The sequence below is a fragment of the Rathayibacter iranicus NCPPB 2253 = VKM Ac-1602 genome, from assembly GCF_003149025.1.
In the GTDB taxonomy this organism is placed as follows: Bacteria; Actinomycetota; Actinomycetes; order Actinomycetales; family Microbacteriaceae; genus Rathayibacter; species Rathayibacter iranicus.
Window position 1 is genome coordinate 1 of sequence record NZ_QGDV01000022.1, and the last position, 24,133, is coordinate 24,133.

The following is a 24,133-nucleotide window of genomic DNA, read 5'->3' on the forward strand; positions in this document are numbered from 1 at the left end:
AAGCGCTTCTCGATATGCTGCCGCTGCTTTTTCGCCAAGGTCTCTCGACGAGTTGTTGCGTGCAGTCCAATCCTTACGCTCCTCAAAAGAGCGCTTTTCCAGCTCGTCGAGGAGACGAAGCCGCGCGTCCTTCTCAGCGTCCGAAAGGTCAGCAAGACTCACCTCGTCACGATGGCTATCAATTACACGTCTGATGTCCTTCTGCTTGAGTGTCTTTGGATCGATGTCGATACCAAGTTCCCGGAGTTCGGTGAGCGCCTGGTTGCGTGCTGTAGTCGCCTGGTCCAGCTTGGTTTGCGCGTTATCGCGGTCCTCCAACGCGGCCTCAAAGCGCGGATCACCCCTCAGATCGGCATCGTCAAGACGTCTAACCTCGGCCTTCCGCAGATCTATCCGAGGCAGTATTGTCGGCTCGAATACGTTGCTGACTGTCACCCCTCCCGCGCCGAGGTCATTCTTGAGCCAGTCCAGTGCGCTGGTGGTCCTGCTCGGGTTCGTGATGATGGGTTTCGCGAAGTCGGCGACCTTGTTGGCCTCGCCCAGAAGTCCGCTCGTTTTCGCGATCTTCAACGCCGCCGCTCCGGGCAGGACGTTCCCGACGATCTGTCCGATCACCACCGGGTTACCCGCGCGAACCTGGTCAACGAGCGTCGTAACCTGCTGCCACGCCTGGTTACGCACCTTCTCATCGAAGACGAGGGCCTCGATCCCACGCCCCGTGTCACGCAAATTCATCTGCGCCGCACCGCTGACCAGCTGCCCGACGCCAGACCCGACACCAGCGACGAGCTGCCCCGCCCACGACCCGGACTCGACCGCCGGCTGCATCACAGTGACGTCATACCATTGGGCCACCTGATCGCTGGCCATCCCGGCCAGGTTCAACCCCTCACCGGTCGACGCGATCGACGCGTCGTTAATCGCGCTGTTCACACCCCCCACGATCAGCGACCCACCCAGCCCCGCGAACGCCAACGTCGCGCCCGCGCTGAACGGCGTACCCACCACGCCCACCGCGAGAATCAACACACCCTCAACGACCTGTACCGCGTCCCACAGCACCCCCCACAGGGCATCCTCTTTCCGTTGCCGATCCTGTTCAGCTTCAACATCATCGACATACCCGGAGAACAGGGCCTGCCACCCGTCGGAGGCGACCTGCTGATTCGTCCGGCAATACTCCAGCATCCCCCCGGTCAACTCCCCCAACGTCCGCAACGTCAGATTAAAGCTTCCCGGCAGGTAGGAGCGTCCCTGCCCGACAGTCAGACTCCCCAGGTTCGCCACGACCCGGTTCAACTCCGCCACCAGGTTTTTCACCTGACCGAACCCGGGATCCGTGGCCTCATACGCCGCCCACGCCTCCTGCTGAGACGTCACGATCGACCGCATCCGCTCGAAACCCTCCGCAGCGGCATCGGCCGCGGACGCGCCAGCGCCGTCCAACGACACCAGATGCGACGCGCGAGCAGCAATCGACCGCAGATCGGCCGCGAACCCCCGCAACCGCCCGATACCAGTATCAAGCTGAGCCAGATGCGCGTCGTACTCATCGTTCACGAGCCGGAAATTCCCGTCCGTATCCACCTGAGAATACCCGTTCCAATACACGCCAATCGCGGTCTGAAACGTCGACAGACACACCAACAGCGACTGCACAATCGGGACATGCACCTCCCGAATATACGCACGCATCGCATCAGCACCCTGACCACTGATATTCCCCGAGGCCGCGAGACTCTGGAGCCCCTGCAGGAGCGCATCAAGCGCCTCACTCCGCTCCGCGAGACTCTTCTGCAACCCCGGAGACGACGCCTGCCACGAATCCGCAGAAAACTCCACCACACTCACTCGGACACCTCGCCACCCTGCGCATCCTGCGCGTCAATCAGTGTGGACACGTCAGCGTCAATCTCGGAGACAACCGCGACCTCCGGAACATTCAGGTCACCACCCCGATCCCATCCACCGCTCGTCTCCGCCACACGGGACGTGAGAATCGACACCGACCGAGTCTCCTCAGGGAACCCGTCACGTGTGACTCTTGTGTCTGAATTCATCATCTACCGCCTCCTCACCATCTCGTTCAATTCACCGCTCTCGCACCAGCCTGCGCAGAAAGGATCGGATGCTCGAATTCTCACGAGGAGAGACCGCCGTGCCGAGTCTGCGCGCGGGAAGCGGCTAGAACCCGAAGCTCTGCGCATCCTGCGCATCACGCTCAGCGATAGTGTCCGCGTACTTATTCAACTGCTCGTTGATGTTCACCAACAGCTCCTCGAACTTCTTCACGCTCTCAGACAGCTGGTTGTACTGCGCGAGATACGCCTGGAACGCCTGACCCTTCCACTCCTCAGCAATGGTCGAATTCATCTGATTCACCTTCTGAAGAGCCTGCTCGATCTCTTCCTTCGAGCGGGTATACACCTGAGCCTGCTGCTTCAACTCTTCCGGCGTCACACTAATCTGAGCCATGAAACGCTCCCCTTCGTGATATTGGCCGAGACCGTAGCACGCCGCCAACACACGAACAGGAACCCCGGCAGTCGTCACTGTGCACCCACACACCTCAGCCAAGGACTCAGAGCAGTGCCGCTGTCGATGGCTCCGCCGACATGCACGCAACTCGCTGTGACGACCGGTACGCAGATTCCCCGTCATTCCGGCGCTCCCCCGGAAAATTGAATTGACTCCAGAGGCACGGCGACCGCCGATCGCTGCCGGAGAGGACACCCGAAATAGTGCCAAAGCCGTCTCGCGATAAAGCCCGCCAAGACGTCGCCACTCAGGCACGAAGTGGAATGTCGATGGCGCAGACCCCGAAAAGCTGGGGATCTCGGAGAACCCGATCGCGAACGGAATAGAGGCCTATGCAAAATACTCTTGAATGCTCAACGAAGATGCCACTGACCCAGGCGTCTGTGATGCTTAACCTGAATGTTGCATAAGCCTCAAGGAACTACTGCGAGCAGGGAATCGACGAACGAACCGTGCTCTACGCCGTTGATCGTCGGATAGGCGATCCGATCGTACTCGTCAGTGGTCCTTGTCACGCAGGGCTCGCTCTCCGCAACCGTCTTAACGTTGTCGTGCAGACTGCGAGGAGCGGACGCCTCACACTCGATATTCATGATCGCGCACGGGAATCCGCTACGCGTACTTTGCAGCTTCATGCGGAGGGGTTGAGGGTAAACAGAATTGGATGTCGACGCACGTATTCTGCGCTTCCCACACAAGACCATTGGCGACGACGGACATCTGCGCGAAGGCACCTGCGCACGCATCGGCTTCGAAGCCAAGCACATCTGTGCCGACCTCGCCAGTCTGAGACGCCAGGATGTAAATGGTTCAGTCGCCAAAGTCGCACATAGCAACCCCTCCGAGCGGAGGGAAGGGTGTGTCACCGCCCGCCTACGTGGCCGCGGAATTTGACTCCGTAGATGATTGAATTGTTTTATTTACTGCCTCAAGAGGCAGCCCAGTCAGAGCAGCGAGGGTATGGGAATCAATTCCCGAGAGATGCCCGACGATGATTCCCCGCTCTAAGGAATGCTGTGCCGCTCTTGCAGCATTGAAGGCAGACCGAGCGTTGTCGTGAAGAGTTTTCACCATCTGCACGATCGCCTCAGGGTGTTGAGAAGTCGGGTCCTGATCGCCCTCGCTGAATTCGAATGTCCAGCCTTCGCGATGAGCGGTCATGTCAACGAGTGTGCCATCGCGTCGTCGAAGACGCACGAGCAAGCACGTCGGTGCAGCGACACGAAGCGGTGTCAAAAAATCGCCGCACAGCGGTGTGATTCACAGTCAGCCGGCGCCGTCCCCACCCTCACTCGACCGGCACCAGCGCCGTCAGCGCCTCCTCGAGCGCTCCCAGGTCAGCCGAGCTGTTGTCGATCGTGACGTGCCTGGCGCCGAGCCATCGGCAGTCCGCGGCCCGCGCTGCCCGCCAAAACTCGTCCCAGTGGCTGATCTTCCAGGCGTCGCGGTCGTAGCCTCGACCGATTACTCGCTCGCGCATCCGCGCGCGGTCGGCTGTGACGTGGACGACCACGATCTCGGTACTGGGTGGCCAGTCGAACTCCCGAGCGGCCTTCTCGAGGAAGTCCTCCTGCAGGAAGAAGCGGACAAACGGAGCGTCGAGGACGACCGAGGTGCCCAGGCGGAGGTTGTCGCCGGCGAGGCCGAGCAACGTGCGGTACTCCACCTCGAGCACGTGGTCCTGGTAGTACGCGTTGTCGTCGCGCGTCTGGGGGTCGGTGCCGGCGAGGCGGAGTAGCGACTCCGTGAAGAGGGTGGCGACGGAGTCCTTATCGACGTAGGCGGCGCGGAGTCGGCGCGCGAGTCGTGTGCTCACCGTGGATTTGCCCGAGCCGGCCGGTCCGATGACGATATACAGCCGGCCGGACGCCGATCCGTCGGCACGGGTGACGTGCGGGCTCGGTAGCGGCTCGGCCGCGCCCTCAGGAGGCACTGGTCGACCGATCCTTCACGAAGAGTCCGTACGACACAGCGCCGACGAGCAGCAAGACTCCGCCCACTAGGAACACCACGGTGTAGTCACCACCGGTCGCCGTGAGGATCGCACCCGTCACCACGGGCGCGACCGCCGCTCCGATGAAGCCGCCGAAGTTCTGGATGGCGCCCAGCGAGGCGACCTGTCGGGGCGGCGCGATATCGGAGGCGAGCGTCCACAGGCAGCCAATCGGCACCTGCGAGGCGAAGTAGCCGAGCGAGAGCAGCGCGATCGCGAGGGGCGTGCTGTCGACATAAGCGAGCGGAAGCACCGCGGCCGACGCGAGCAGTGCGCCTCCGACGATCGGAATCTTGCGCGAGAAGACGGTCGACATCCCCCGGTGGATGAGGCGAGTGGAGAGCCAACCGCCGAAGAGGACTCCAACGATGCCGCAGAGGAATGGCAGGGCGGCGACTCCGCCGCTCTCGGCGAGACTGAATCCGCGAGCAGTCTGCAGGTAGCTCGGCAACCAGGTGAGGTAGACCCACACGGTGTAGAAGATCCCGAATGCGCCAATCACCATGAACCAGGTGTTCGCCTGCGTGAGGAGCGAGCCCCAGCCCACCTTCTCGGCGGAGGCGGAAACTCGCGCTCGGGCCGCGTCCCCCGCGATCATCGCGTGTTCGCGGAGCGTCGGGTCGCGGTAGATCCGCAGCCACACCACCGCAATAACGATGCCGATGGCGCCGACGACGACGAACATCCCTCGCCAGCTCATCGTGAGCAGGAGCAGCGTCAGCACCGGCGGCGCAATCGCATTGGCGATTTGCGAGCCGGTGTTGACGAGCGACACGGGCAGGGCCCGTTCGGACCGCGCGAACCAGCGTTCGTTGACCGCGAGCGCCGAGGTGAAGAACGGCGACTCGGCGATCCCGAGAGCGACCCGCGCCGCGTAGAGCGCGCCGAAGGATCCGGCGGCCGCGGTGACCATCGAGACGAGCGACCACGCTCCCGCGGCGAACGCGAACATCCGCTTCGGACCGAGCTTGTCGACGAGGTACCCCGCCGGGAGGTTCGCGATCGCGTACGGCCAGGAGAATGCTGAGAGGAGCAGGCCCATGTGCAGGGCATCCAGCTCGAACTCCTGGGCGATCGTCGTGTTCGCGACGCTCAGCGTGCTCCGATCGAGGTAGTTGACGACTCCGCCGAGCACGAGAAAGCCGACGAGGAACCAGCGAATCCGGATGCTTTTCCTCTCGGCGGGGTCGAGGGCGGGTCGGGCGGCACTCTCAGTCATCTGTCGATCACTCCTTCGTGTTCTGGACGGGCGGTGGGCTTTAGGGAGCACGCGAGTCGCACCGGTCGGAGGCGCAGAGCCAAACCGGCGGACCGGGAGCAGAGGCGGTCGGCTCAGGACCGAGCGGCGGTGATTGCCGCGAGGATCTCCTCGGACGCTCGTGTCACATTCCCGAGGTCCCCATCGAGACGCGCGGCCCTGGTGACGAAGCTGCCGACTCCGACCGCCGTCACCCCGGCGGCGAACCACGCGCGGACGTTCTGCGAGGTGGCGCCGCCCGCAGGCAGGATCGGCGCCTGCGGCAGAGGCGCGAGTAACGCCTTGACGTAATCCGGCCCAGCCGGTCCGGTGGGAAAGAGTTTCACGATGTCGGCCCCCGCCTCCAGCGTCTGCACGACCTCGGTCGGGGTGAACGCTCCGCTGATCGCGACGGCCTGGTAGCGGTTCGCGGTGCGGATCATCGCGGGGTCGAGGTTCGGGCTGACAAGGATGCTTGCGCCGGCCTGGACCGCTGCGAAGGCCGCGTGGGCGTCGAGGACAGTGCCCGCTCCGATGGCGATGCCCTTCTTGGCGTACTGGGCCGAGAGGATGCTGATCACCCCGAGCGCGCCGGGAAAGGAGAGCGTGATTTCAAGGGCGCGGAAGCCGCCAGAAACCGCGGCGCGGGAGACGGCGAGCGCCTCCTCCGCACTCTCGGGTCGAACGATCAGCACGGCGCCGGTCTGAACGATGGTCGCGAGGACTTCTTGTTTGCTTAACATCGAGGCACACGGTAGCCCGGATCGTCACAGAAAGCCATACCTGTATGCGGATCGGCGCGGGATCGCCTCTACAGTGGTCACGATGACTGTCTCGCCCCCGCTCATCCCGGAGCAGCGCCACCAGGAGATTCTGCGTCTGCTGCGCAGCGCCGGAGTCCTCAGCATCCGCCATCTCGGCGAGCGTTTGAACGTGTCGCACATGACCATCCGGCGCGACATCGCCACGCTCGAAGAGTCGGGCCGCGTCATCCCGGTGCAGGGTGGGGTGCGGCTCAGCGGCGCTCTCGGATCGGAGCCGCCGCGCGAGCGAGGCTCGCGGGTCAGCCTTGAGCTGCCTCGCAAGCAGGCCATCGGGCGCCGGGCCGCCGAGTTCGTCGAGGATGACATGGTGGTCTTCCTCGATGCCGGGACCACCTGTGAAGCGATCGTGCCGTTCCTCCTCGACCGGCGCGGTGTGACCGTGGTCACGAACGACTTTTTCACGGTACTGGCGCTGCTGCCGCACCCCGAGATCACGACGATCCATACGGGCGGAGTCGTCGATTCCTCCAGCGGATCCGCCAGCGGCCCGCTCGCCGCAGCGACCGTGGCTGGGCTCGGTCTCGACCTGTCCTTTGTCAGCACCGGCGCCTGGGATCTCACCCACGGCGTGACCACTCCCGAGACCGACAAGGTGTTGCTCAAGCACGCGGCGCGAGAGGCGGCCGCGTCCTGCATCCTCGTGGCCGACAGCACGAAGTTCGGTCTCTTCGAGCGCTTCAAGGCGCTTCCGCTGGATGCGCTCGACGGGATCGTCAGCGACTGCGGCCTGCCGGAGGAGAGCCGGAGCTCTGCGCTGGAATACGGCCTCGAACTCGCAGTGGCCGAGTTGTGACCGCCGCGATCGGCCGCCTGCCCTTCTGGGCCCGATCCGCACAGCCGTGCGCCAGCTCTGCGACCGATGTGCAGATCCTCGGCACAGCGACTCCGGGCGCCTCAGAACGGCCGGGGCTAGCCTGGGAACGACCCTGAACGCGAACGTCGAGGAGAACTGTGTCTGACAAGCCCACCGCCACCGCCAACATCGGAGTCGTCGGTCTGGCGGTGATGGGCTCCAACCTCGCCCGCAACCTCGCCAGCCGCGAGGGCAACACGGTCGCGGTCTTCAACCGCTCCTACGGCCGCACCGAGACCCTGATCACCGAGCACCCCGAGGCGGGCTTCGTCGCCTCCGAGACCATCGAGGACTTCGCCGCCTCGCTCGCCACTCCGCGCACCGCGATCATCATGGTGCAGGCCGGCCGCGGCACAGACGCCGTCATCGAGCAGCTGACCCGGGTCTTCGAGCCCGGGGACATCATCGTCGACGGCGGCAACGCGCTCTTCACGGACACGATCCGCCGAGAGAAGGCAGTGCGCGAGAACGGCATCCACTTCGTCGGCACCGGCATCTCGGGCGGCGAGGAGGGCGCGCTGAAGGGCCCCTCGATCATGCCCGGCGGCTCGGTGGAGTCGTATCGGACCCTCGGCCCGATCCTCTCCTCGATCGCCGCGGTCGCCGAGGGCGAGCCGTGCGTCACCCACATCGGCACCGACGGCGCCGGCCACTTCGTCAAGATGATCCACAACGGCATCGAGTACGCCGACATGCAGCTCATCGCCGAGGCATATGACCTGCTCCGCACCGTCGGCGGTCACGAGCCCGCCGCCATCGCCGACGTCTTCGACGCCTGGAACAAGGGCGACCTCGAGTCATACCTCATCGAGATCACGGCCGAGGTGCTTCGCCAGGTTGATGCCGACACCGGGATGCCCTTCCTCGACATCGTCCTCGACCAGGCCGGCTCCAAGGGCACCGGCGTCTGGACCGTGCAGAACGCGCTCGACCTCGGCGTCCCCGTCGGCGGCATCGCCGAAGCCGTGTTCGCCCGCGCTGTCTCGTCGCACCCGGAGCAGCGCGCAGCGGTACAGGCACGCGTCACGTCGCGACCGACTCCGGTCGAGCGGTACGACGGATTCGAGGACGATGTGCGCGCCGCCCTCTACGCGTCGAAGGTCGTCGCCTACTCGCAGGGATTTGACGCAATCATTGCGGGGGCCGACAAGTACGGCTGGGAAATCGATAAGGGCGCCGTCGCCAAGATCTGGCGCGCGGGCTGCATCATCCGCGCGCAGTTCCTCAACAGAATCGTCGATGCGTACGACGAGAACGCCGCGATCACGACCCTGCTCGAGGACCCGTACTTCGCCGAGGCCGTCGCGAACGGAGAAGCCGCCTGGCGCCGCATCGTCTCGACCGCTGCCCTCTCGGGCGTACCGATCCCCGGTTTCGGCGCCGCGCTCTCGTACTACGACTCGCTCGCTTCGAAGCGCCTCCCGGCCGCCCTCGTGCAGGGCCAGCGCGACTTTTTCGGCGCGCACACCTACCAGCGCAGCGATAAAGAGGGCACCTTCCACACTCTGTGGTCAGGCGACCGCACCGAGGTCGAGCAGGACCCCTCAACGCACTGACGCGCGTCGCCGCGCTCCTCGACGCTCGCGCAGCGCAGGGCCGACAACGCCAGAGATTAGTCGAGTTCGTCACATCGTGCCCTGGAATCAACGAGTCGGCCGGGCGTTCCACGAACGTCATCGCGACGGATCTGCCGTGGGCGTCGATGAGCAGGTCATCCTCCCCCGCGCGAAGATCCGCAAATCGGATAAGACCGGCTGATCCACTTTTATTGAAGAGCAGTGATAGGACACCTCAAGCCATCCAAAACCGACTCACCCACACAGCGTCCCACTGTCGTACCCGACCAGCAGAATGAGGCCCAGTCGAGCCCACCAATACTCAACAAGCCCTCTCCAGACGCCCATGAAAGATCGAGGTTAGTGAGCCGGAAGACTTTCGCCCGGAAGAAACTCCCAGCTGACACCACGACCCTCGCCCATTACTGCGCAACTCACAAGAGTGCTAGGCCGTAGCTTCATCGACAACACCGAGAGCGAATCGCAACCTACCAGTCGGCCGACGAAGATACTAGAACTCTCAACCGGACGGGGCCAGCAGACCGGCGAGTCACATACCTCCCACTCACGGTGAGGCCAGATGGAACGCCTGCCGCTGGCTTTAAATAGTGCCTCCTTTTGCGTCCAGCGACGCGTGACGAACGCATGAGAATGGCCTGACCTCTCGTAGTCATCAAACTCCCCTTCGGCGAGAAATCGTCGCACGAACGAAGTTCCATGACCCTTAATGCGCTCAATGTCTATCCCGACGCCTGCGGAGGAAGCAGCCACCGCTACCAGACCAGGTACATGGGAGCGCGAAACTCGGAGCTGACTTATTCCACTGCGCGACGGTGCCGATGATCCGATCTCACGGAGAAGTGACTTCTGCAACTCAACCGCTGACTGTGATTGATAATCACGGCTCTTACCGGCCGAGATCATCACCCGTTCACGATCATCACATGAACCCGGTCTTCGAGAAACTCTCCTCACACTAAAGTAGACAGAGACAAGCGGCGCACCCGTGGCCACACGTGCTCGATCACCCGTCATGATCGCGCGCGCACCTCATCCAGGACCATGTGGCCAATTCCACGAGTAGCGGTCCAACCCAAATGCTCACGAGCCTTATCGACATCCGCCCATATCGCCGCTACATCGCCAGCGCGTCGAGGACGCGTTACTGGTTCCGTGCTGGAATTACCTGCCTGAAGCATTTCCCGCACAATCTGCCACACAGAGATCCCGACGCCCCGGCCTATGTTGTAGACATCCGACACGCCTTCACTCAGCGCGGCCATGGCCCGCAGATGAGCGTCAACCACGTCTTGTACATGCACGTAGTCTCTCACAGCCGTCCTATCAGGGGTCGGATAATCGATACCAAAGATCTCGGCAGGCTCACCGGAAAGTACCGACTCGGCCAGACGCGGAAGAAGAGTCTCACCGCCTCGGTCTGCGAGCAACGGCGAATTACACCCCGCGACATTAAAATAACGCAGCGATATCCATTTCATGCCGACGCTATCGCAGACCTCTCGTATTGCCATCTCGGCTGCCAGCTTTGAGGTCCCGTACGGACTCACAGGTAAGAGAGCGTCATTCTCGTGTACCGGTCCACTACGCGTCGGACTGCCATACACCGCCGCGCTCGACGAGAATACCAGCTTTGTCATCCCCATCTGACTAGCTACATCAAGGAGAGAGAGCGTACCAACTACATTCACTCTCCAATATTTGCTGGGACAACTCACCGATTCTTTCACCGATTTCTTCGCGGCAAGGTGAAAGACACCCGATGGACGAGAGCCCCGAAGCTCGGACATGAGGCGATCAGATTCCGCGATATCCGCTTCAATGAGTCGCACATCGGCGGGAAGACGAGCTGGGTCACCCGTCGAAAGATCATCAATCACCGTGACGATGTGCTTCAACCCCCGCAAGGCTGCAACAAGATGCGAGCCAATGTAACCTGCACCTCCAGTCACTATCCAATGCTGAACCAACCGTTACCTCCTCATTAGCGTCGGCGACTAGCGCCGCCATCTCATCGCGAAGGATGCGACGCCAATAGCGACACACCCGACCGCCGATATTACAAGAACCGCGAACCATAGTGATGGCGACGACCCAAAAAGAACTGCTCGAACAATCTCCGAGGCATACGTCGCCGGATTGAACCTCCCCACAGCAACAAGCCAAGAGGGCAACAGATCCGGATGGATGACAATAGGACCGAGCCCGGTCATCAATACAGTGATCGCCAAAGTCAAAGAGGAAGCCTCCTCGAGTGAACGAGAAAGACTTCCGATCATCGCACCGAGTGCCACAAACGGAAGCATGACCAGAGCGAGAAGCGGCAGAAGATACCAACTCACATCGAGCACGACGCCTACAAGAGGAGCTGACACGACGCTGGTCACCAAGACTGCCGGAAGTGCCAACAGACCGAAGGAGACCATACTGGACAACATCAACGCCGTCGACCGAATCGGGAATGATGAAAGGTAGACGATCGTCCCCATTTGCTTCATAAACGCAAAATTGGATGCCACGCGTCCCATCGTCTCAAACATCACAGCGAGAGTTATACTTCCACTGACAACGTATGTGGTAGCGCCAGCGATGTTAGAGGATCCTGCGTAAAGGCCCAAACCGAGGCTCGTCATCACCGGAGCTAAGAATCCGGTGAGTAGCATCTGAGGCCAGGACCACCTCCAGTTGGTCAGTTGCATAACGACAAGGGCGTAGACAGCCACGAGGAAGCGCACGGACGGTACGTCGGCCCGGACGGCGGTGGCCTTATGAGAGCGTGTCATAGATGTCCTCCACGGACGACGACCGCATCCGAAGGTGCGGAACTCCGAGATCTTGAATCTCCCGAAGAAAATCGGAGACCGATCGTCCCGCTATGGCGGCATGCAGATTACCGGCCACGACCCTTCCGGGCTTCTCTCCACGAGAGTATCGGCGGAATATCTCCGACAATTGATGGCTATACGGTCCGGCCTCTATGTGGATCAGCGACTCAGCAAAATGGACAGCAGAACTCGCATCACTTTCCCCTACGATGAGTCCATCCCGCATAATAATGACTCGGTCGAATAGTGACGCCGCTTCGTGCGGCACATGAGTTACGACGAGAACCGTCTTCGCGCTCCTCTTCATTTTTTCGACGATGCCCCATACAAGCTCCCTCTTTTGCGCGTCCAGATCGTTCGTTGGCTCGTCAAGCAAAAGGATCGGAAGATCACCGATCAAACTCACGGCGAACTGAAGCAGCCTCACCTGCCCGCCCGACAGTGACCGAGTAGGGCGTGACAGAAGAGGAACGCAATCGAGAAGTGACACAACCCGGTCGACGTCCTCCCTGGCCGCCCTCCCTCGCAACCCCCTGAGCCTCGCCGTAAGCACCAGGGACTCCTTGCCAGTCAGGTTATTAAAGGCACCGCCACTCTGCGGCATGTAGGCCACTACTTGACTAGGCCAAGGACGCGAAGGAACTACATGCTCACCCAGACATTCGACCCGGCCTTTCGATGGGGCTATTACCCCCGCGAGAAGCTTCGTGAGCGTACTCTTCCCCGAGCCGTTCCTTCCCAACAGGGCAACCGTCTGCCCGCGCTCGAGTCTCAGATCGGCTATCTGTACGACCGGCCCGGAAGCGCGCCCATACCGTTTCGAAACGCCGCGCAAAATGAAGGCCGCCTCGCGGGCCGGAAGCTGCTCGACGCTCGCTTGAAAAAGCGCAGGATCACGAGACATTGAAGCACAAACTCCCACGTTTAGAGAAGACCATTTCAAAAGCTTCGGCCCTGTTGAACCCGGCTTGCGCACCACGAACAACGGCGAGCCCCTCGACAGCCTCGCGTGATCGCGGATGGGGGAACGGCCCCAACTCCTCCTCGTAGAGAGAAAGTGCTGCCAGCTTCGCGCTCATGTGTCCCGAGACATCTACAAAAGTATTAGGGCGAAAGGCGTTAGTTATGCCGAAGCCTTGCTCAGTGGATGAAAGAGTTTCGAAGAGCATGAGCTCTGTCAAGAATGGTCGGACAAAAGTTCGTGACGCGTACAGAACTGCGACACGCAGGCTTCGGTGATCCGCGTGAATATCCTGGGATGCGTGAGTAAACACCACCTGAGGTCGAATCTCTTCGATAAGCCGCTCTACGTATCGAACGACCTCTGATTGTTCCTGATCGGCTAGGAGCCGACCGTCCAGCCCGTGCGAGCCGAACAAACATCGACTCACACCGAGAAGGGACGCTGCATGCGATGTTCGAGCTCGTACGGAATCGAGCGAGGCGGTGCCGTGCCGGAGACCAACACCTTCGCAGGCCACCGCCACGAAAACTTCGACGCCAGACGCAGAGAGCGATGCGAGAGTTCCCCCCACGCCCAATACCTCGTCATCAGGATGGGCAACAATCGCAAGAGCCCGAGCCATCAGACGCGTTCTCGATGGTCGAAGGTTTCAGCCCCTGCGCGCACAAGAGCTCCCATGGCGTAAAGGTCCGAGACGAGCGAGGAAGGAGCCGAACCGCTCGAAAGCAACGAAGGCCGATCTTCACGCACAGAATTTGCCACCAGGTCAAACTCCTCAGGTCCAACTTCGATCACATTAGATGTGCGAGGCACGAAGAGATAGCCGCCAAAGCCCTCCGAACGTACCCGAACTCCGTCCCAGGATAGTTCCGAGAGCATCTCGGCATCGTCCCGCTTGACGAGGGCAGCAGATTCGAGCGCACGTGCGAATGCACGCGCGCGAGGCTCGAATCTGAACTCAGCACGTGCGGTCCGCGAAGCCTGTTGACCAAGGTACTCTGCGAGCTCCGCGTCACCTAACAGGCGAAGGAGTTGGCCCGTGCGCTCCTCATCCGAGTAGACGAGGATTCCGTTATCCTCGTGGCGAACAAATTCGGATACGCCTCCGACAGCGTCGGCAATCACAGGCAGCCCGGCAGCCATCGCCTCCTTAAGGGCGAGCGGACCGGTCTCGGCAGCCTGACTGGTGAACAGGAATATATCGGCCGCTTTGAGGAACCTGGAAACGTCGCGGCGATATCCGTAGAACCGGACACGATCCATAATTCCGAGGTCATCGGCGGTCGCGCGTAGCGACTCTTCCTCCGGCCCTCCGCCCACGATCATAAGATGCACATCGTGATGGACAGATGACGCCTGAGCGAATGTCCGCAACGCGCTGTCGAGCTGCTTCTCCCATGAAAGGCGAGCTGCGACGAGAACGACCCGCTCGCCATCGTGAAGTTTGAGGTCCTCTCTTACAGCCGCACGGTCGATCTCCTCCAACTCCTCGAAGTAGGACGATCTCATCCCACTCGGTAGCACCCGAACATCCGGCGATAACTCAGCACGATCGAGAAACTCGAACTGGTTGTACCTTTGCTCGTTGGATGTCGCGAAGAGAAGATCCAAAGACTCGACACTCCGACGCGTCTCCACGTCGTCGTCCAGTGGGAAACCGGAGTGACGAATCAGGACCGACACTGCCTGTGGGTTGAAGAGGCCTTTGACAGCCGAAAAATCACGTCGTCCCGACGTAACAAAGGCGTGAAAGGAATATTTTTCTCCGCACCCGAGCAACACTTTGCGGCTTTCGATTCCGATAAAATCGTCGACTTCCTCCACCCGCAAATTGCTCCGACGCGCTTCAGCGCAAAACGTCGAATTTCTCTCGGCGACAATGAGAATCTCGTGTCCGAGTTCTTCGAGCTCTACCGCAAGCGCATGCATGTAGGCATGCTTCCCTCCCCACACCTTGTCCGACACAGATATTAGGATCTTCACTTTATCATTCCTTTCTCACAAAATTTCGTAGAGTGGCGATCGTCATATGCACGGTCGGCGCCGGTGACAATAAAGACGAAAGCGAGACCGATTGCTTGGCCGGCCAGTACATCACTGGGGAAATGCACTCCTAAAATAACTCGAGACCAGGACACGGTGGCCCACAGTATCGCTAGGGAGGTTGCGAACACTAGCCGTCGTCTTCCTCTCATCAGAGGCACCCCAATGAGAGCGGCAGAACCACAGATCACAGTGATCGTGATTGCGTGCCCAGAGGGGAAGCTATACCCAGGAACGGCGTCTAACCCGGTACTAGGTCCGCAATTCGGACGTGGTCGTCCGACAGCCTCTTTGAAGTACACACCAAGACGAGCTGCTGCGACGCTCGCTATCGCGATTCCAGCCGAAAGTCTAAATCTAGCCGCCACCATGCTCAAGAGAACACAGACAGCGCTGAGCGCCAACGAGCACATCGGGCTTCCCACATTCGTCATGAACGTCGCCGCCTGATATACATCACTATCAGCTGACGCGAGAGTATGTGCCCGGCAGACGAACGATACCTCCCCGTGCACAGCACAAAGGAGAATAATAGGCAGCGCTCCCACCACGATGCTCCATGCTGCCGCGCTCAAATGATGATCGACGGCGCGGGTTGAGCTGGCGGCACACAGCGGGAGGCAGGGGGATCGCGTAAGGCGAAGGCTGTGAAGTCTGGAACCCATCATGAAAAGGCCCTTGCAATAATGCTCGCGTTGTGGCCGCCGAATCCAAACGAGTTGGACATGAATGGTTGATCTTGAGGGACGCCGATCGACTCCGTGAGAGCACGAATTCTTATATCGGGGCCGGGAGCGCTGAGATTGGCGATCGCCGGAGCGTAACCGCTTCTGGTGAGGAGCAGATCAACAACAAGCTCGAACGCACCCGACGCACCCAGCATATGTCCAGTGGCACCCTTATATGCGGTGACAGGTGTGGACGAACCAAACAGGGCCGCAATTGCGTCCGCTTCATAAAGATCGTTGAGCATCGTTCCAGTACCGTGCGCGTTCACGTGGGATATATCCTCATTGTCCAAACCGCCGGATGCGAGCGCTTCCTCCATGCAACGCCGAATGAAAAGAGCATCTGGTCTTGGGGAGACCACGTGGTATGCGTCCGAGTTCGACGCAAAGCCAAGGATTTCCCCGAAAATATCCGCGCCGCGTTGACGAGCCTTCTCCCAGTTCTCGAGCACCAAGAAGGCCGCTCCCTCAGCGAGCACAAATCCGGTCCGAGCGGCATCGAACGGCCGGCTGCGCTCCGATGGCTCGCCACGGTGCTGTGCCAGAGCGCCCATCCGGCCGAATGCAAGCACCGCCGTGGGACTGATCGGCGCATCCGTTCCCCCTGCCAGAGCGAGGTCCGCACGACCGTCCTGGATCGCGATGTAGGCCCGCCCTACGGCGCTGGTACCACTTGCGCACGCAGTAGAAATCGTCTCCGCCGGGCCATGTATACCGAAAGCGAGAGACAGAGCTGCGGCCGGCCCATTAACCATCATCTTTGGTGCCGCAAAGGGGCCTGGGCGTTGTTTTGTCAGAGACGAGGCTGCAACAATCTTCTCTGTGGAGGCGAGCCCGGCCGCTGCGCTTCCCACAGAAATCAGCGCTCTCCTCAGACGGGTGCTGTCGCGCAGCCCAGTCACGTCGACAGCCTCCTTTGCGGCTGCCAACGCAAGGGCGACCGCACGATCGCTTCGACGAGCGACGTGGGGCGAGACATCCGTTCCCCACTCGAAAGCAGCGACGTGCCCGGCCGCCACAGGCTCACCGAGTTCCTTCGACAGCGCGGCATTGAGGGTCGTCAATCCTTTGGCTGTCTGCATTGAGTCCACCGCTGCAGGTGCCGTTCCTCCCGCTGGTGACACCGCACCCACGCCTACAACCGCTACACGATTCCTCATTATGATCTTCGTCTCTCCTTGCTCCGAGAAGTCGCTGCAGAGTGATCGAGCGCACGCGCCGCGCTGTCTCGCCGTAGTCGTGCAGACGTGCGAACTCGATGAGATCATCTGGACCGACATCAAGGAGGTCAGCCATACTTCGGCCACGCCCGTAGGTATCTATGATCCGCGACCTGTCCCGTTGTCCGTTCCCTCCAACCGAGCGCCGCGCCCGATAAGCAGTCGCTAGGTCCACCAAGTCGAAGAGAACTTCAGCGTTCTCGTGCAAGATATGCGACGGCACGGCCAAATGTAGAAGTCCGATTGCAACGGCATCCACACTCGTCAGGTAACTCTGCGGACTTACTCGCTCGAACAGAATTTCCTTCGCGACGGTCTGTGAAGTCAATCGTGACACCAGTCCGACACCGCCCCACGATGGGAGAAAACCGTGTCCGGACTCGGGAAATCCTATGGCCCGAACAGTAGATGTCGCCGCGCGCAGATCGCAGTGCAACGCCAATTCAAGGCCACCGCCGAGGGCGACTCCGTTCACGAGTGCGACTGTAGGTATGGGCGCAGTTCGTAATTGCTCCATCACGTGGAGCCCACGATCTATGAAATTCCCCACGTCAGAGGCACTCTGCCCCTTGAACGAGTGAACATCAGCCCCCACGCTGAAGAATCCGCGTGTCCCGGTGATCACCAAACCTATAGCATTAGCCTCAAACGTATGAACGAGATCACTTTCTAAACCTGATAACATTTGGGCGTCAAAGATGTTCCCTTTGGTTCTCTTCGTCCCACCACCCAGCCTTATCACTCGTAGGGGCAACCCTCCGTCAACGTGATAGACCTCATCCACGCCAATCACCTCGGAAACGGAAAGCGACCTACATCGAGCGGAGCTTCGCGGTTGCATGCTTTTATCAATTGTCATGGCAGGAGACCGCCTAGATTCAGTTCACGTTGTATGAACTCACGCAGCTGTGTGATAGATCGCACAGAAGTTATTCCCCCGGTGTCAAATCCGTAGGTTCGGAAAAAGCCGGACATTTCACTCCTCGCTGGCGAATCGCCATGCGAGGCAGAACACACCTCACGAATGAGACCAACTTGCTCATAGCGAAACTCAAGGTTCGAACCCGCGATCAGCGTCATCTGTCCTAGTCTTCTCGACCTAGACCGGGCTTGGGAATTAGAACCGATGCTGCCAACAGAAACTCCCGGTATATGGTCTTTTACAAACGTTTCTATACGCCCGATGTCCTCGACACCAATTTGGCGCTCCGAATAGAGGTAGGAACAATTACTATCGCCTTGGAAAATCGCGTCATGATCAAGACCCAACCTCTTTAATGCCACATTCGGATTGACATGCTTCGACACCCAATCAATTCCGTGATCCGAGAAGAAGAGAAACTTTGTCTCATGTCCGAAACTTTTTGCTAGAGTCTCAATATTTTCTGCAATTTTTCGATAGGTCGACAACAGCAGCTCTCGTGCCTTCAACCGCTGGTCAGCATTTCCGTTAATCAGGTACCAGTATAAGAATTCTTGTGCGTGGTCAACTTGGTTGTATCGCACAAACAGCACTTCGGGGACAAACTGCTCGACTGCACGAAGCGCTGTGAATGTTATCCACTCGATACGTGGCGATTCAAAGAAACTGACTCCCTCACCAAGACTGTATTCAGCCGCGAGAGAACAAGGGCCATCCTCTTTACAAGAGGGAGCATCAAAGTTCGGTGTAGCCAGCGTGAGTACCGAAGTACCTAGCTCGATGGCGACATCTGGCCCTTCGAGATTTCCGCGGTATCGTGCCCCGACTGAAAGAGGCCCCGCTTCAATACTGAACTGGAATCGTTGCATGTCGGCGCCGAGATACCAGGCCCGGCCATCGACGCTGATTACGCAGCTATTCCGTCCCGTGACAGAATCAAAAGAAAACTCGACGTCCTCTCCGAAGAAAACGGACGCCTTAGCGCTCCCGTCTTTTCCCAGCACAATTGTCCTGCTTGGAGCGTAGATACAGTAGACAGAGGGCGACCCTAGCGGTGATGAGGTACTGAAGGTATGAGGAAAGTGTACCGCGGCCCACGAATAGCCAGCGGAGTCTAGATCATTGAGCAAGGAACTCGTATACATGCTGTGATTCTCATATGCATGAATACTGAGCAATGGGTTGTTGGAAGCATTTCGAATTGCACGGACGCTCTCGTCCTCCCAGAACCGATTCCCTACAATCCCGTGATCCTCGGGCTCAAGCCCTGTAAGAAAGGAGGCATGAGCGGGAGCCGTCGAGGACGGAAATACGGTGGCTAGCTCGTACACATCTGAGCTTTGCTTCTCGCGAAATAGTTGTGAAAAGTCACCCAGACCGACCTCGTCGACCCATGCGGCTTTGCCACCATCTACACAGAGGACGACAAGACTAGGTTGACGCTTGCTGGTGCCAGGTAACATCGGATCTCTCCCATTCCGAAACTGTCGTGCCCGAGGAGCGTCCACGCTCCGGCCCGTGACCGACCGGACCGTCGTGCCAGGTGATCACGTTCGCAGAATTGCTCCCAAGCTCGACAGCATGGGAACCCGTACTCGTGTCGAAGACGGCGTCGATCACACCGCTGTGCGTTATGACGGCCACATAGGATGCGCCCGAGCCGACGACCTCATTGAGGAACTTGCGAACCTGAAAAGATGAAAGCTAGGATTCATCGCGTTGAGCCAGTTCGAATCTGGCCAGTCTTTCGCGGGGCGGTATTGCCCTCATCGAGTCCCCGGTAGAGACCTTTCCAATTCGAGAGTCGATCACAGCGCTTAAGCCCGGACTTCTCGCGATAAGGTCCGCACTCCGTTGCTCGCGTCGGTAAAAGGACTCCTCGCGCCGGTGGACGAAAACTAGTCACCACAGCCACGACCTGGTCCGCACCACCAGCGGAGAACGAGCCACCGGGCGTATCATGGCCAAGTCGAATAAATTGGACCACGACACATCTCTCATGATTGTTCGCTTGGCCGGTAGTCGCCCGCGCTGGCGCCCAGGGGACCATTTCTGTATGACCATGCGCTCGAATGAGCACTTAGAAATCCTCTCTTACTGGGTCTGAATTCTTAGTCTCTCCTGCGATTGCGTTACATACGTCACCCACAGTCCGAGCTTCGCGCATACGATGATCGTCGATCTCGACTCTAAATTGGACCTCAAGATCCGAAATGAGCTCTACCTGCTCCATCGAATCAAGACGAAGATCCCGAAGAGATGTGTGTATCGTCGGTACGTCCTCCGTTGCCCACGCCTCGCCTTTCTCCGCCAACAGTTCACCTGCCCTTCCGACCAAGGCCGAGAAAATTTCTGTAGCGCTCGTCATCATCGCACCTCGTATCCTTCAAAGATCTGTCGATCTAAAAGCGAAGTGAAGCCATAGTCAGTCCGCTGGCCATCTTCCGGAGCAAACTCCCAGAAAATCTCGCGAAGCTTGTCCTCGGGGTACTCAGCCTGTTCGTATTCTAGCTGTTCCTGTCCTTGCTCCCAGATATCGCGAAGAGGCTTGTCCTTGAGGTTTCCCAATGGCTCAGCACTGTACAACCTACTCATTGTGACGTCGCCGGTCGCCGAAATGGCGATGCTAGTGTCCCTGACTCGATAAGGGTACATGATGACATCGTCGTAGGACGGCGTCTTCTCTTTGACAAGATATGGCGCATTGAGACGCAGATCGAATTCTATTGGTGAGACGTCCTCCTGAAACTCGCGGACCTTCCGATGCAGAGCCATGGTCTGTCCCTCAGTGAGGAGAAGCCGGTTTCGTCCGCCTCGACCATGTGCGCGCACCAAAATCAGGTCTTGCCGACGGAATCCTTCGTGCCGAAGGTACTCCGTGAGGTCAAGCAGATTGTCGTAGTTCGTGGTCATAGCCGTTGTCAGGATCTTGAAGCTGTCGACCCGCTTAGCTAGATAGGCGGCGTTCGTCATCACCTGCTCAAACACGTCCAGAAGCCGGACCTTTAAGAAGGTCTCACGTGTACCATCCACACTTACTCGTATCGAATTTATGCCTTGCTCGACGATCTGATCGAGCTGTTCGGGAGAGAGATTGGCGGCGTTCGTAATGAGGGTGACTATGGAGTGCTTCAACTCGGGAACGACCTGAATAACATCCCAGAAGCTCTTCCGCATCGTCGGTTCACCACCTGTAAGAGTGATCTCGAACGTTCCAAGATCATCCAATTGCCGAAGAGTATCTTGAAGCTGCTCGGTCCCGAGCATGCGGCGGCGTATGTGAACGGGAATTTCTCCAGTGTTTGTTCTGCAATGAATGCATCGAAGATCACACGCGTACGTGATGTCTACGCTTGCCCTGACCGGTGCTGAGTAGCTCATTCTCTCGCTTTCTTCTCTTCAGCGGTAAGTGCTTCGTTGGCGAAGCGGGGGCCCATCGACTTCCACCAGTTCAGCGTCTCGGTCAACCCCACACTCAGCGGAACGTTCGACACTCCAGGACTGTATTCATTGAGCATCGAGACGTCGGCCCTAAACTCGCCGATATCGTTTTTTCTCGGTCTACCATGCTCGACCTGGACGTCCACGCGACTGCTAGTAAGGCACGCCAGCAGATCGCGGATTGACGACGACACTCCGCTCCCAATGTTCACCACCCGCAGATTCCGGTGCATCGAGATATTCAATAGATGCTGTGCGGTAGTAGATATGTATGAGAAGTCTCGCTTCTGAGTACCCTCGCCCTCGATCGGGAAGGGAACGTTAGCAACAATCGAAGCACAAACCCTCGGAATAACAGCATCGGGCCTCTCGCCAGGACCATAAACATTGAACAGCCGAGCTATAGTTATATCGACGTGCGAATTTTCTGCGCGGCTCCTCACCAATCGTTCGATCTCTGTTTTGCTTTCAGCATACGGGGACCGAGGACGGTGCGGGTCTCCCTCCCGATTGGGTAAACGGCTCGCGTCACCGTATACTTCGCAGCTGCTGGTAATCACTAACTTCGAGACATTCGCACGCTCGGAGGCCCACAGAACGCGGCGGGTCATGTCGATGTTTCGCGGCTTTATCTGACTGTCAATAAATGAGCGAGGAACACTTTTATCGGCTGCCAGATGAATAACAACATCGACGTCTGAGAGTCGTTCCGGCGTCAACTCCTCCGCGGATTCCTCATAGCAAACTCCGATCACGGGCAAAAGAGGCTTGGCCGACAGATTGTCAATAATTCTGACGGACGCACCCGTTTTCGAGAGACGCTCTGCGAGGGCACGCCCGATGAAACCAGCCCCTCCGATGAGAGCCACCTTGCTACCAGCCCAGTTCAAACCAGCCCGGTTCAAATTCTTCATATCCCCCCTACTCCGTGCGTCGAAGAACAGACCTCAGCACCCGCACCGCTTCTTTGGTGCCAGCACCGCTGCCGCCCACGCCTGAATGTCACACGTGCTCTCAGGTGGGCTGCTATGCAGGGGGAATCGCCCGCCGGAGAGTTGCTATCGAGTGGTTAGCGTAACGCCGAGTGTCCGACGTGTCTAGGGGCGTTTCAGGCTGGACGATCTCTGCAAGCCTTATCTTTGCAATTGTTGGATGTCAGTCCATAACCATCCTTGGCTTGCGCACTCCCACGGAATGTAGCCGTGGAGGTGTGGGCGCGAGGATGTCAAGGCCTGGAACCGTACGCAAGGGCGTGCGAGGCGGATACCGCATCCAGCGAGGCACTACACGAAGGAGCCCGTATGCACGAAGTGATCGCCGCAGGTGAGGAGCCCTGGCACTGGCTCGTCCCTTTGTATCGGCTAGCGCCCAGGCCAGGTGAGCCTTGCGGCCGCAGGCTGTCTCTCCAGGACATCAGCGACGGAAGTCTTAGGAAATTTGTTCGGGCGACCCCCAGATTCGCGGAACTGCTGTCGCTAGGCTTCTTACAGGCTGACGACGTTTTCGTGGCCAAACGAGGCGATACGATCGTTGCAGCTTGCACGGTAAACGGCGCGGGCAAGGGCGAGGTGGGAGAATTTGCGTTTCTCGCGGATTGCACAGATGAGCTGATCTCAGAGGCGAGTACGGCAGCACTATTCGCGCTTCGTGATCAGGGACACAAATATGCAGTCGTGTCGCGGCACTTATCAGCCTCGCTCCAGAGTATCGCCACGAAGATCGCCGATCGCCAACCGCTGTCTCCGAAGGCTCGGGATATCCAGTCCCCCTGGGCTGACATCTTTTTCCCGACCACTAATCGAAAGACAAAATTTACCGACTTGATTACTGTTGGCGACACATGCCTCAGAATTCGGCGAGCTCGGCCATCGGAGCACATTGATGTCGTGGAGTCGATTGCGCGTGATTGGGGTCGCGGTTGGGCGAGTGAGATGGAGGCCGCATTAGTAAGGAGCCCCTCGACGGCGATAATCGCCGTGCCAGCTTCCCGGGAAAGCGGTGCGCGATTCAGCCTACACGCATTCATGGCATATAACGTTACAGCTCCGGGCTTTACCTCTACAACGGCCATAGCGCCGTCCATGCAGGGCGTGAGCCTCGAACTCGCCGGCGCTCTCTTCGACCGGGTCCTTGACGAACTTGTAAGTCGTGGACATAGGTTCGCGATCTTGGGCGGAGTAAGCCGGAGGGCCGCACTTCTGAGGGCGTCGCGCAATTCGTTCGCCATCCCGGGATCCTATCCGGGCGTGTTCCACGGAAATGATCCTGTTCTGGAGCCTCCCAACGGCGACGGTGAGGTCTAGTTACCGGTAAGGATGCGGGCGCGTCGAGCGGGTATTTCTTGCGTTCTCTTGTTGCAGAGGCGGTTCGGTTGACGCGTTCGTTTTTCAGTGTGTCGTTGAATGATTCTGCCCACGCGTTGTCGTCACGCACCGGTGCCTCCATGGCGTGTGATTCCGCGGTTTTTCGCGTATTTCGCGATCTCATTGGACGTGTAGCAAGCGAGTTCAACCGGTCGATTCAACACTGGATTCTGGGAGAGAGTGTAGCTGTTCGGCGAACACCTGTGCTGGTGTCTTCCACGGGAGGACTTTCTGGGGCCTGTCGTTTCGCGCGAGAGCGATGGCTTCGAGGTCTTCGGCGTACCAGTTCGAGAGGTCGGTGCACTTGGGTAAGTACTGAGGCTTATGCAAAATCCGATTGATCGAGATGGATTCGTGCGTGTCGGTCACGGATAACACCGGCTGGTCCGCTGTGATTGAAGAGCAACCTCTGACAGAAACTCTTCGCAAAGGAACCAGCCGGTGCACACACAGACTACTACGGGAATGACGGCCGAGCACTACGCGATCCTCGCCGAACGGATCGAGAACGAATTCACGTGGCGTCGGCGTCGAGGACGGCCACGCACACTCTCGCTCGCGGGGGCACTGCATATCACTCTTCTTTATTATCGCCAGAATGTCACCGA

General features: G+C 59.4%; 24 protein-coding genes and 4 pseudogenes. 4 read left to right on the forward strand and 24 right to left on the reverse strand.

What is annotated here, in order from left to right:
- From B0H03_RS14965 to B0H03_RS14990, 7 genes are all read right to left on the reverse strand, one after another.
- Positions 1–1,851 (reverse strand): T7SS effector LXG polymorphic toxin (locus tag B0H03_RS14965; protein ID WP_338103527.1); only part of this gene is annotated, 1,851 nt, incomplete at its 3' end.
- On the reverse strand, positions 1,848–2,006 hold the full coding sequence (locus tag B0H03_RS16790) for a hypothetical protein (protein WP_164860172.1): 159 nt from the start codon (positions 2,004–2,006) through the stop codon (positions 1,848–1,850). The genes B0H03_RS16790 and B0H03_RS14965, both read right to left, overlap by 4 nt.
- 178 nt (positions 2,007–2,184) lie before the next feature.
- Positions 2,185–2,475, reverse strand: a complete 291-nt coding sequence (locus B0H03_RS14970; protein ID WP_104353954.1) for a WXG100 family type VII secretion target — start codon at positions 2,473–2,475, stop codon at positions 2,185–2,187.
- Between the two features lie 936 nt (positions 2,476–3,411).
- Entirely contained in the window at positions 3,412–3,699 is a 288-nt protein-coding gene (locus B0H03_RS16295; RefSeq protein ID WP_127843843.1) for a hypothetical protein, read from the reverse strand.
- A gap of 127 nt (positions 3,700–3,826) precedes the next feature.
- Complete coding sequence (locus tag B0H03_RS14980; RefSeq protein ID WP_104263752.1) at positions 3,827–4,471, reverse strand: P-loop nucleotide/nucleoside kinase family protein; 645 nt, start codon at positions 4,469–4,471, stop codon at positions 3,827–3,829.
- Complete coding sequence (locus tag B0H03_RS14985; protein WP_104263751.1) at positions 4,461–5,750, reverse strand: MFS transporter; 1,290 nt, start codon at positions 5,748–5,750, stop codon at positions 4,461–4,463. Before B0H03_RS14985 ends, B0H03_RS14980 begins: the two co-directional genes overlap by 11 nt.
- Before the next feature lie 113 nt (positions 5,751–5,863).
- Complete coding sequence (locus B0H03_RS14990) at positions 5,864–6,511, reverse strand: bifunctional 4-hydroxy-2-oxoglutarate aldolase/2-dehydro-3-deoxy-phosphogluconate aldolase (RefSeq protein ID WP_104263750.1); 648 nt, start codon at positions 6,509–6,511, stop codon at positions 5,864–5,866.
- An 82-nt stretch (positions 6,512–6,593) separates the two neighbouring features.
- Here B0H03_RS14990 and B0H03_RS14995 point away from each other — a divergent pair, with 82 nt between their 5' ends.
- The gene (locus B0H03_RS14995) at positions 6,594–7,385 is read left to right on the forward strand and encodes a DeoR/GlpR family DNA-binding transcription regulator (RefSeq protein ID WP_104263754.1); all 792 of its coding nucleotides are present in this window, start codon (positions 6,594–6,596) and stop codon (positions 7,383–7,385) included.
- 212 nt (positions 7,386–7,597) lie between these two features.
- Positions 7,598–9,001, forward strand: a complete 1,404-nt coding sequence (gndA, locus tag B0H03_RS15000; RefSeq protein ID WP_237399319.1) for an NADP-dependent phosphogluconate dehydrogenase — start codon at positions 7,598–7,600, stop codon at positions 8,999–9,001.
- 360 nt (positions 9,002–9,361) lie between these two features.
- Here gndA and B0H03_RS17570 read toward each other — a convergent pair whose 3' ends face one another.
- The 4 genes from B0H03_RS17570 to B0H03_RS15020 are packed head-to-tail and all read right to left on the reverse strand — an operon-like array spanning position 9,362 to position 12,586.
- Positions 9,362–10,036, reverse strand: coding sequence for a 4'-phosphopantetheinyl transferase family protein (locus B0H03_RS17570; RefSeq protein ID WP_104263748.1), 675 nt, complete (start codon positions 10,034–10,036; stop codon positions 9,362–9,364).
- On the reverse strand, positions 10,033–10,971 hold the full coding sequence (gene galE / locus B0H03_RS15010; RefSeq protein ID WP_160487223.1) for a UDP-glucose 4-epimerase GalE: 939 nt from the start codon (positions 10,969–10,971) through the stop codon (positions 10,033–10,035). The genes B0H03_RS17570 and galE overlap by 4 nt, the downstream gene beginning before the upstream one ends.
- 45 nt (positions 10,972–11,016) lie before the next feature.
- Positions 11,017–11,802, reverse strand: coding sequence for an ABC transporter permease (locus tag B0H03_RS15015; protein ID WP_104263746.1), 786 nt, complete (start codon positions 11,800–11,802; stop codon positions 11,017–11,019).
- On the reverse strand, positions 11,786–12,586 hold the full coding sequence (locus B0H03_RS15020) for an ABC transporter ATP-binding protein (RefSeq protein ID WP_237399317.1): 801 nt from the start codon (positions 12,584–12,586) through the stop codon (positions 11,786–11,788). Before B0H03_RS15020 ends, B0H03_RS15015 begins: the two co-directional genes overlap by 17 nt.
- On the opposite strand from B0H03_RS15020, the gene B0H03_RS17170 reads away from it, so the two are divergent.
- Positions 12,491–12,751 carry a hypothetical protein gene (locus B0H03_RS17170; RefSeq protein ID WP_237399320.1) on the forward strand — a complete coding sequence of 87 codons (261 nt, stop codon included), beginning with the start codon at positions 12,491–12,493 and terminating at the stop codon, positions 12,749–12,751. The genes B0H03_RS15020 and B0H03_RS17170 overlap by 96 nt on opposite strands.
- Here the strand turns inward: B0H03_RS17170 and B0H03_RS17175 are convergent.
- The 12 genes and pseudogenes from B0H03_RS17175 to B0H03_RS15065 all read right to left on the reverse strand — a co-directional run bounded on the left by B0H03_RS17175 (position 12,738) and on the right by B0H03_RS15065 (position 22,076).
- The gene (locus B0H03_RS17175) at positions 12,738–13,013 is read right to left on the reverse strand and encodes a PIG-L deacetylase family protein (protein ID WP_237399273.1); all 276 of its coding nucleotides are present in this window, start codon (positions 13,011–13,013) and stop codon (positions 12,738–12,740) included. The genes B0H03_RS17170 and B0H03_RS17175 overlap by 14 nt on opposite strands.
- A gap of 51 nt (positions 13,014–13,064) precedes the next feature.
- Positions 13,065–13,430 (reverse strand): annotated as a pseudogene (locus tag B0H03_RS17575) (PIG-L deacetylase family protein); the annotation flags it as partial.
- Positions 13,430–14,791, reverse strand: coding sequence for a glycosyltransferase family 4 protein (locus B0H03_RS15030; RefSeq protein WP_104263743.1), 1,362 nt, complete (start codon positions 14,789–14,791; stop codon positions 13,430–13,432). The pseudogene B0H03_RS17575 and the gene B0H03_RS15030, both read right to left, overlap by 1 nt.
- The gene (locus tag B0H03_RS17580) at positions 14,788–15,519 is read right to left on the reverse strand and encodes a phosphatase PAP2 family protein (protein WP_104263742.1); all 732 of its coding nucleotides are present in this window, start codon (positions 15,517–15,519) and stop codon (positions 14,788–14,790) included. Before B0H03_RS17580 ends, B0H03_RS15030 begins: the two co-directional genes overlap by 4 nt.
- Positions 15,516–16,031: a hypothetical protein gene (locus tag B0H03_RS17585; RefSeq protein ID WP_419956888.1), complete on the reverse strand. Its 516-nt coding sequence runs from the start codon at positions 16,029–16,031 to the stop codon at positions 15,516–15,518. The genes B0H03_RS17580 and B0H03_RS17585 overlap by 4 nt, the downstream gene beginning before the upstream one ends.
- Positions 16,020–16,721 (reverse strand): annotated as a pseudogene (locus B0H03_RS17590) (beta-ketoacyl synthase N-terminal-like domain-containing protein); the annotation flags it as partial. The gene B0H03_RS17585 and the pseudogene B0H03_RS17590, both read right to left, overlap by 12 nt.
- Positions 16,603–17,658 carry an enoyl-CoA hydratase/isomerase family protein gene (locus tag B0H03_RS17595; protein ID WP_104263740.1) on the reverse strand — a complete coding sequence of 352 codons (1,056 nt, stop codon included), beginning with the start codon at positions 17,656–17,658 and terminating at the stop codon, positions 16,603–16,605. The pseudogene B0H03_RS17590 and the gene B0H03_RS17595, both read right to left, overlap by 119 nt.
- Positions 17,655–18,725 (reverse strand): hypothetical protein, encoded by a 1,071-nt coding sequence (locus B0H03_RS15050; protein ID WP_237399271.1) that lies wholly within the window; start codon positions 18,723–18,725, stop codon positions 17,655–17,657. Before B0H03_RS15050 ends, B0H03_RS17595 begins: the two co-directional genes overlap by 4 nt.
- A 78-nt stretch (positions 18,726–18,803) precedes the next feature.
- Positions 18,804–19,184 (reverse strand): annotated as a pseudogene (locus B0H03_RS17600) (alkaline phosphatase family protein); the annotation flags it as partial.
- 617 nt (positions 19,185–19,801) lie between these two features.
- Complete coding sequence (locus tag B0H03_RS15055) at positions 19,802–20,092, reverse strand: acyl carrier protein (RefSeq protein WP_104263738.1); 291 nt, start codon at positions 20,090–20,092, stop codon at positions 19,802–19,804.
- A complete protein-coding gene (locus B0H03_RS15060; protein WP_104263737.1) occupies positions 20,089–21,102 on the reverse strand; it encodes a radical SAM protein in 1,014 nt (337 codons plus the stop codon). The genes B0H03_RS15055 and B0H03_RS15060 overlap by 4 nt, the downstream gene beginning before the upstream one ends.
- A complete protein-coding gene (locus B0H03_RS15065) occupies positions 21,099–22,076 on the reverse strand; it encodes an NAD-dependent epimerase/dehydratase family protein (RefSeq protein ID WP_104263736.1) in 978 nt (325 codons plus the stop codon). The genes B0H03_RS15060 and B0H03_RS15065 overlap by 4 nt, the downstream gene beginning before the upstream one ends.
- 387 nt (positions 22,077–22,463) lie before the next feature.
- On the opposite strand from B0H03_RS15065, the gene B0H03_RS16300 reads away from it, so the two are divergent.
- On the forward strand, positions 22,464–23,465 hold the full coding sequence (locus B0H03_RS16300; protein WP_104353952.1) for a hypothetical protein: 1,002 nt from the start codon (positions 22,464–22,466) through the stop codon (positions 23,463–23,465).
- Between the two features lie 204 nt (positions 23,466–23,669).
- On the opposite strand, the pseudogene B0H03_RS16935 reads toward B0H03_RS16300, so the two are convergent.
- Positions 23,670–23,843, reverse strand: a pseudogene (locus B0H03_RS16935) (IS30 family transposase); the annotation flags it as partial.
- Positions 23,844–24,133: the final 290 nt, after the last annotated feature.

What these genes read in the sequence shown, in the direction of transcription:
- B0H03_RS14970 (WP_104353954.1), bottom strand. Translation starts at nt 2,475, where the DNA reads ATGGCTCAGATTAGTGTGACGCCGGAAGAGTTGAAGCAGCAGGCTCAG.
- B0H03_RS16295 (WP_127843843.1), bottom strand. Translation starts at nt 3,699, where the DNA reads ATGACCGCTCATCGCGAAGGCTGGACATTCGAATTCAGCGAGGGCGAT.
- B0H03_RS14985 (WP_104263751.1), bottom strand. Translation starts at nt 5,750, where the DNA reads ATGACTGAGAGTGCCGCCCGACCCGCCCTCGACCCCGCCGAGAGGAAA.
- B0H03_RS14990 (WP_104263750.1), bottom strand. Translation starts at nt 6,511, where the DNA reads ATGTTAAGCAAACAAGAAGTCCTCGCGACCATCGTTCAGACCGGCGCC.
- B0H03_RS14995 (WP_104263754.1), top strand. Translation starts at nt 6,594, where the DNA reads ATGACTGTCTCGCCCCCGCTCATCCCGGAGCAGCGCCACCAGGAGATT.
- gndA (WP_237399319.1), top strand. Translation starts at nt 7,598, where the DNA reads ATGGGCTCCAACCTCGCCCGCAACCTCGCCAGCCGCGAGGGCAACACG.
- B0H03_RS17570 (WP_104263748.1), bottom strand. Translation starts at nt 10,036, where the DNA reads ATGACGGGTGATCGAGCACGTGTGGCCACGGGTGCGCCGCTTGTCTCT.
- B0H03_RS15015 (WP_104263746.1), bottom strand. Translation starts at nt 11,802, where the DNA reads ATGACACGCTCTCATAAGGCCACCGCCGTCCGGGCCGACGTACCGTCC.
- B0H03_RS17170 (WP_237399320.1), top strand. Translation starts at nt 12,491, where the DNA reads ATGCTCACCCAGACATTCGACCCGGCCTTTCGATGGGGCTATTACCCC.
- B0H03_RS17175 (WP_237399273.1), bottom strand. Translation starts at nt 13,013, where the DNA reads ATGCTCTTCGAAACTCTTTCATCCACTGAGCAAGGCTTCGGCATAACT.
- B0H03_RS17580 (WP_104263742.1), bottom strand. Translation starts at nt 15,519, where the DNA reads ATGATGGGTTCCAGACTTCACAGCCTTCGCCTTACGCGATCCCCCTGC.
- B0H03_RS17595 (WP_104263740.1), bottom strand. Translation starts at nt 17,658, where the DNA reads ATGACAATTGATAAAAGCATGCAACCGCGAAGCTCCGCTCGATGTAGG.
- B0H03_RS15055 (WP_104263738.1), bottom strand. Translation starts at nt 20,092, where the DNA reads ATGATGACGAGCGCTACAGAAATTTTCTCGGCCTTGGTCGGAAGGGCA.
- B0H03_RS15060 (WP_104263737.1), bottom strand. Translation starts at nt 21,102, where the DNA reads ATGAGCTACTCAGCACCGGTCAGGGCAAGCGTAGACATCACGTACGCG.
- B0H03_RS15065 (WP_104263736.1), bottom strand. Translation starts at nt 22,076, where the DNA reads ATGAAGAATTTGAACCGGGCTGGTTTGAACTGGGCTGGTAGCAAGGTG.
- B0H03_RS16300 (WP_104353952.1), top strand. Translation starts at nt 22,464, where the DNA reads ATGCACGAAGTGATCGCCGCAGGTGAGGAGCCCTGGCACTGGCTCGTC.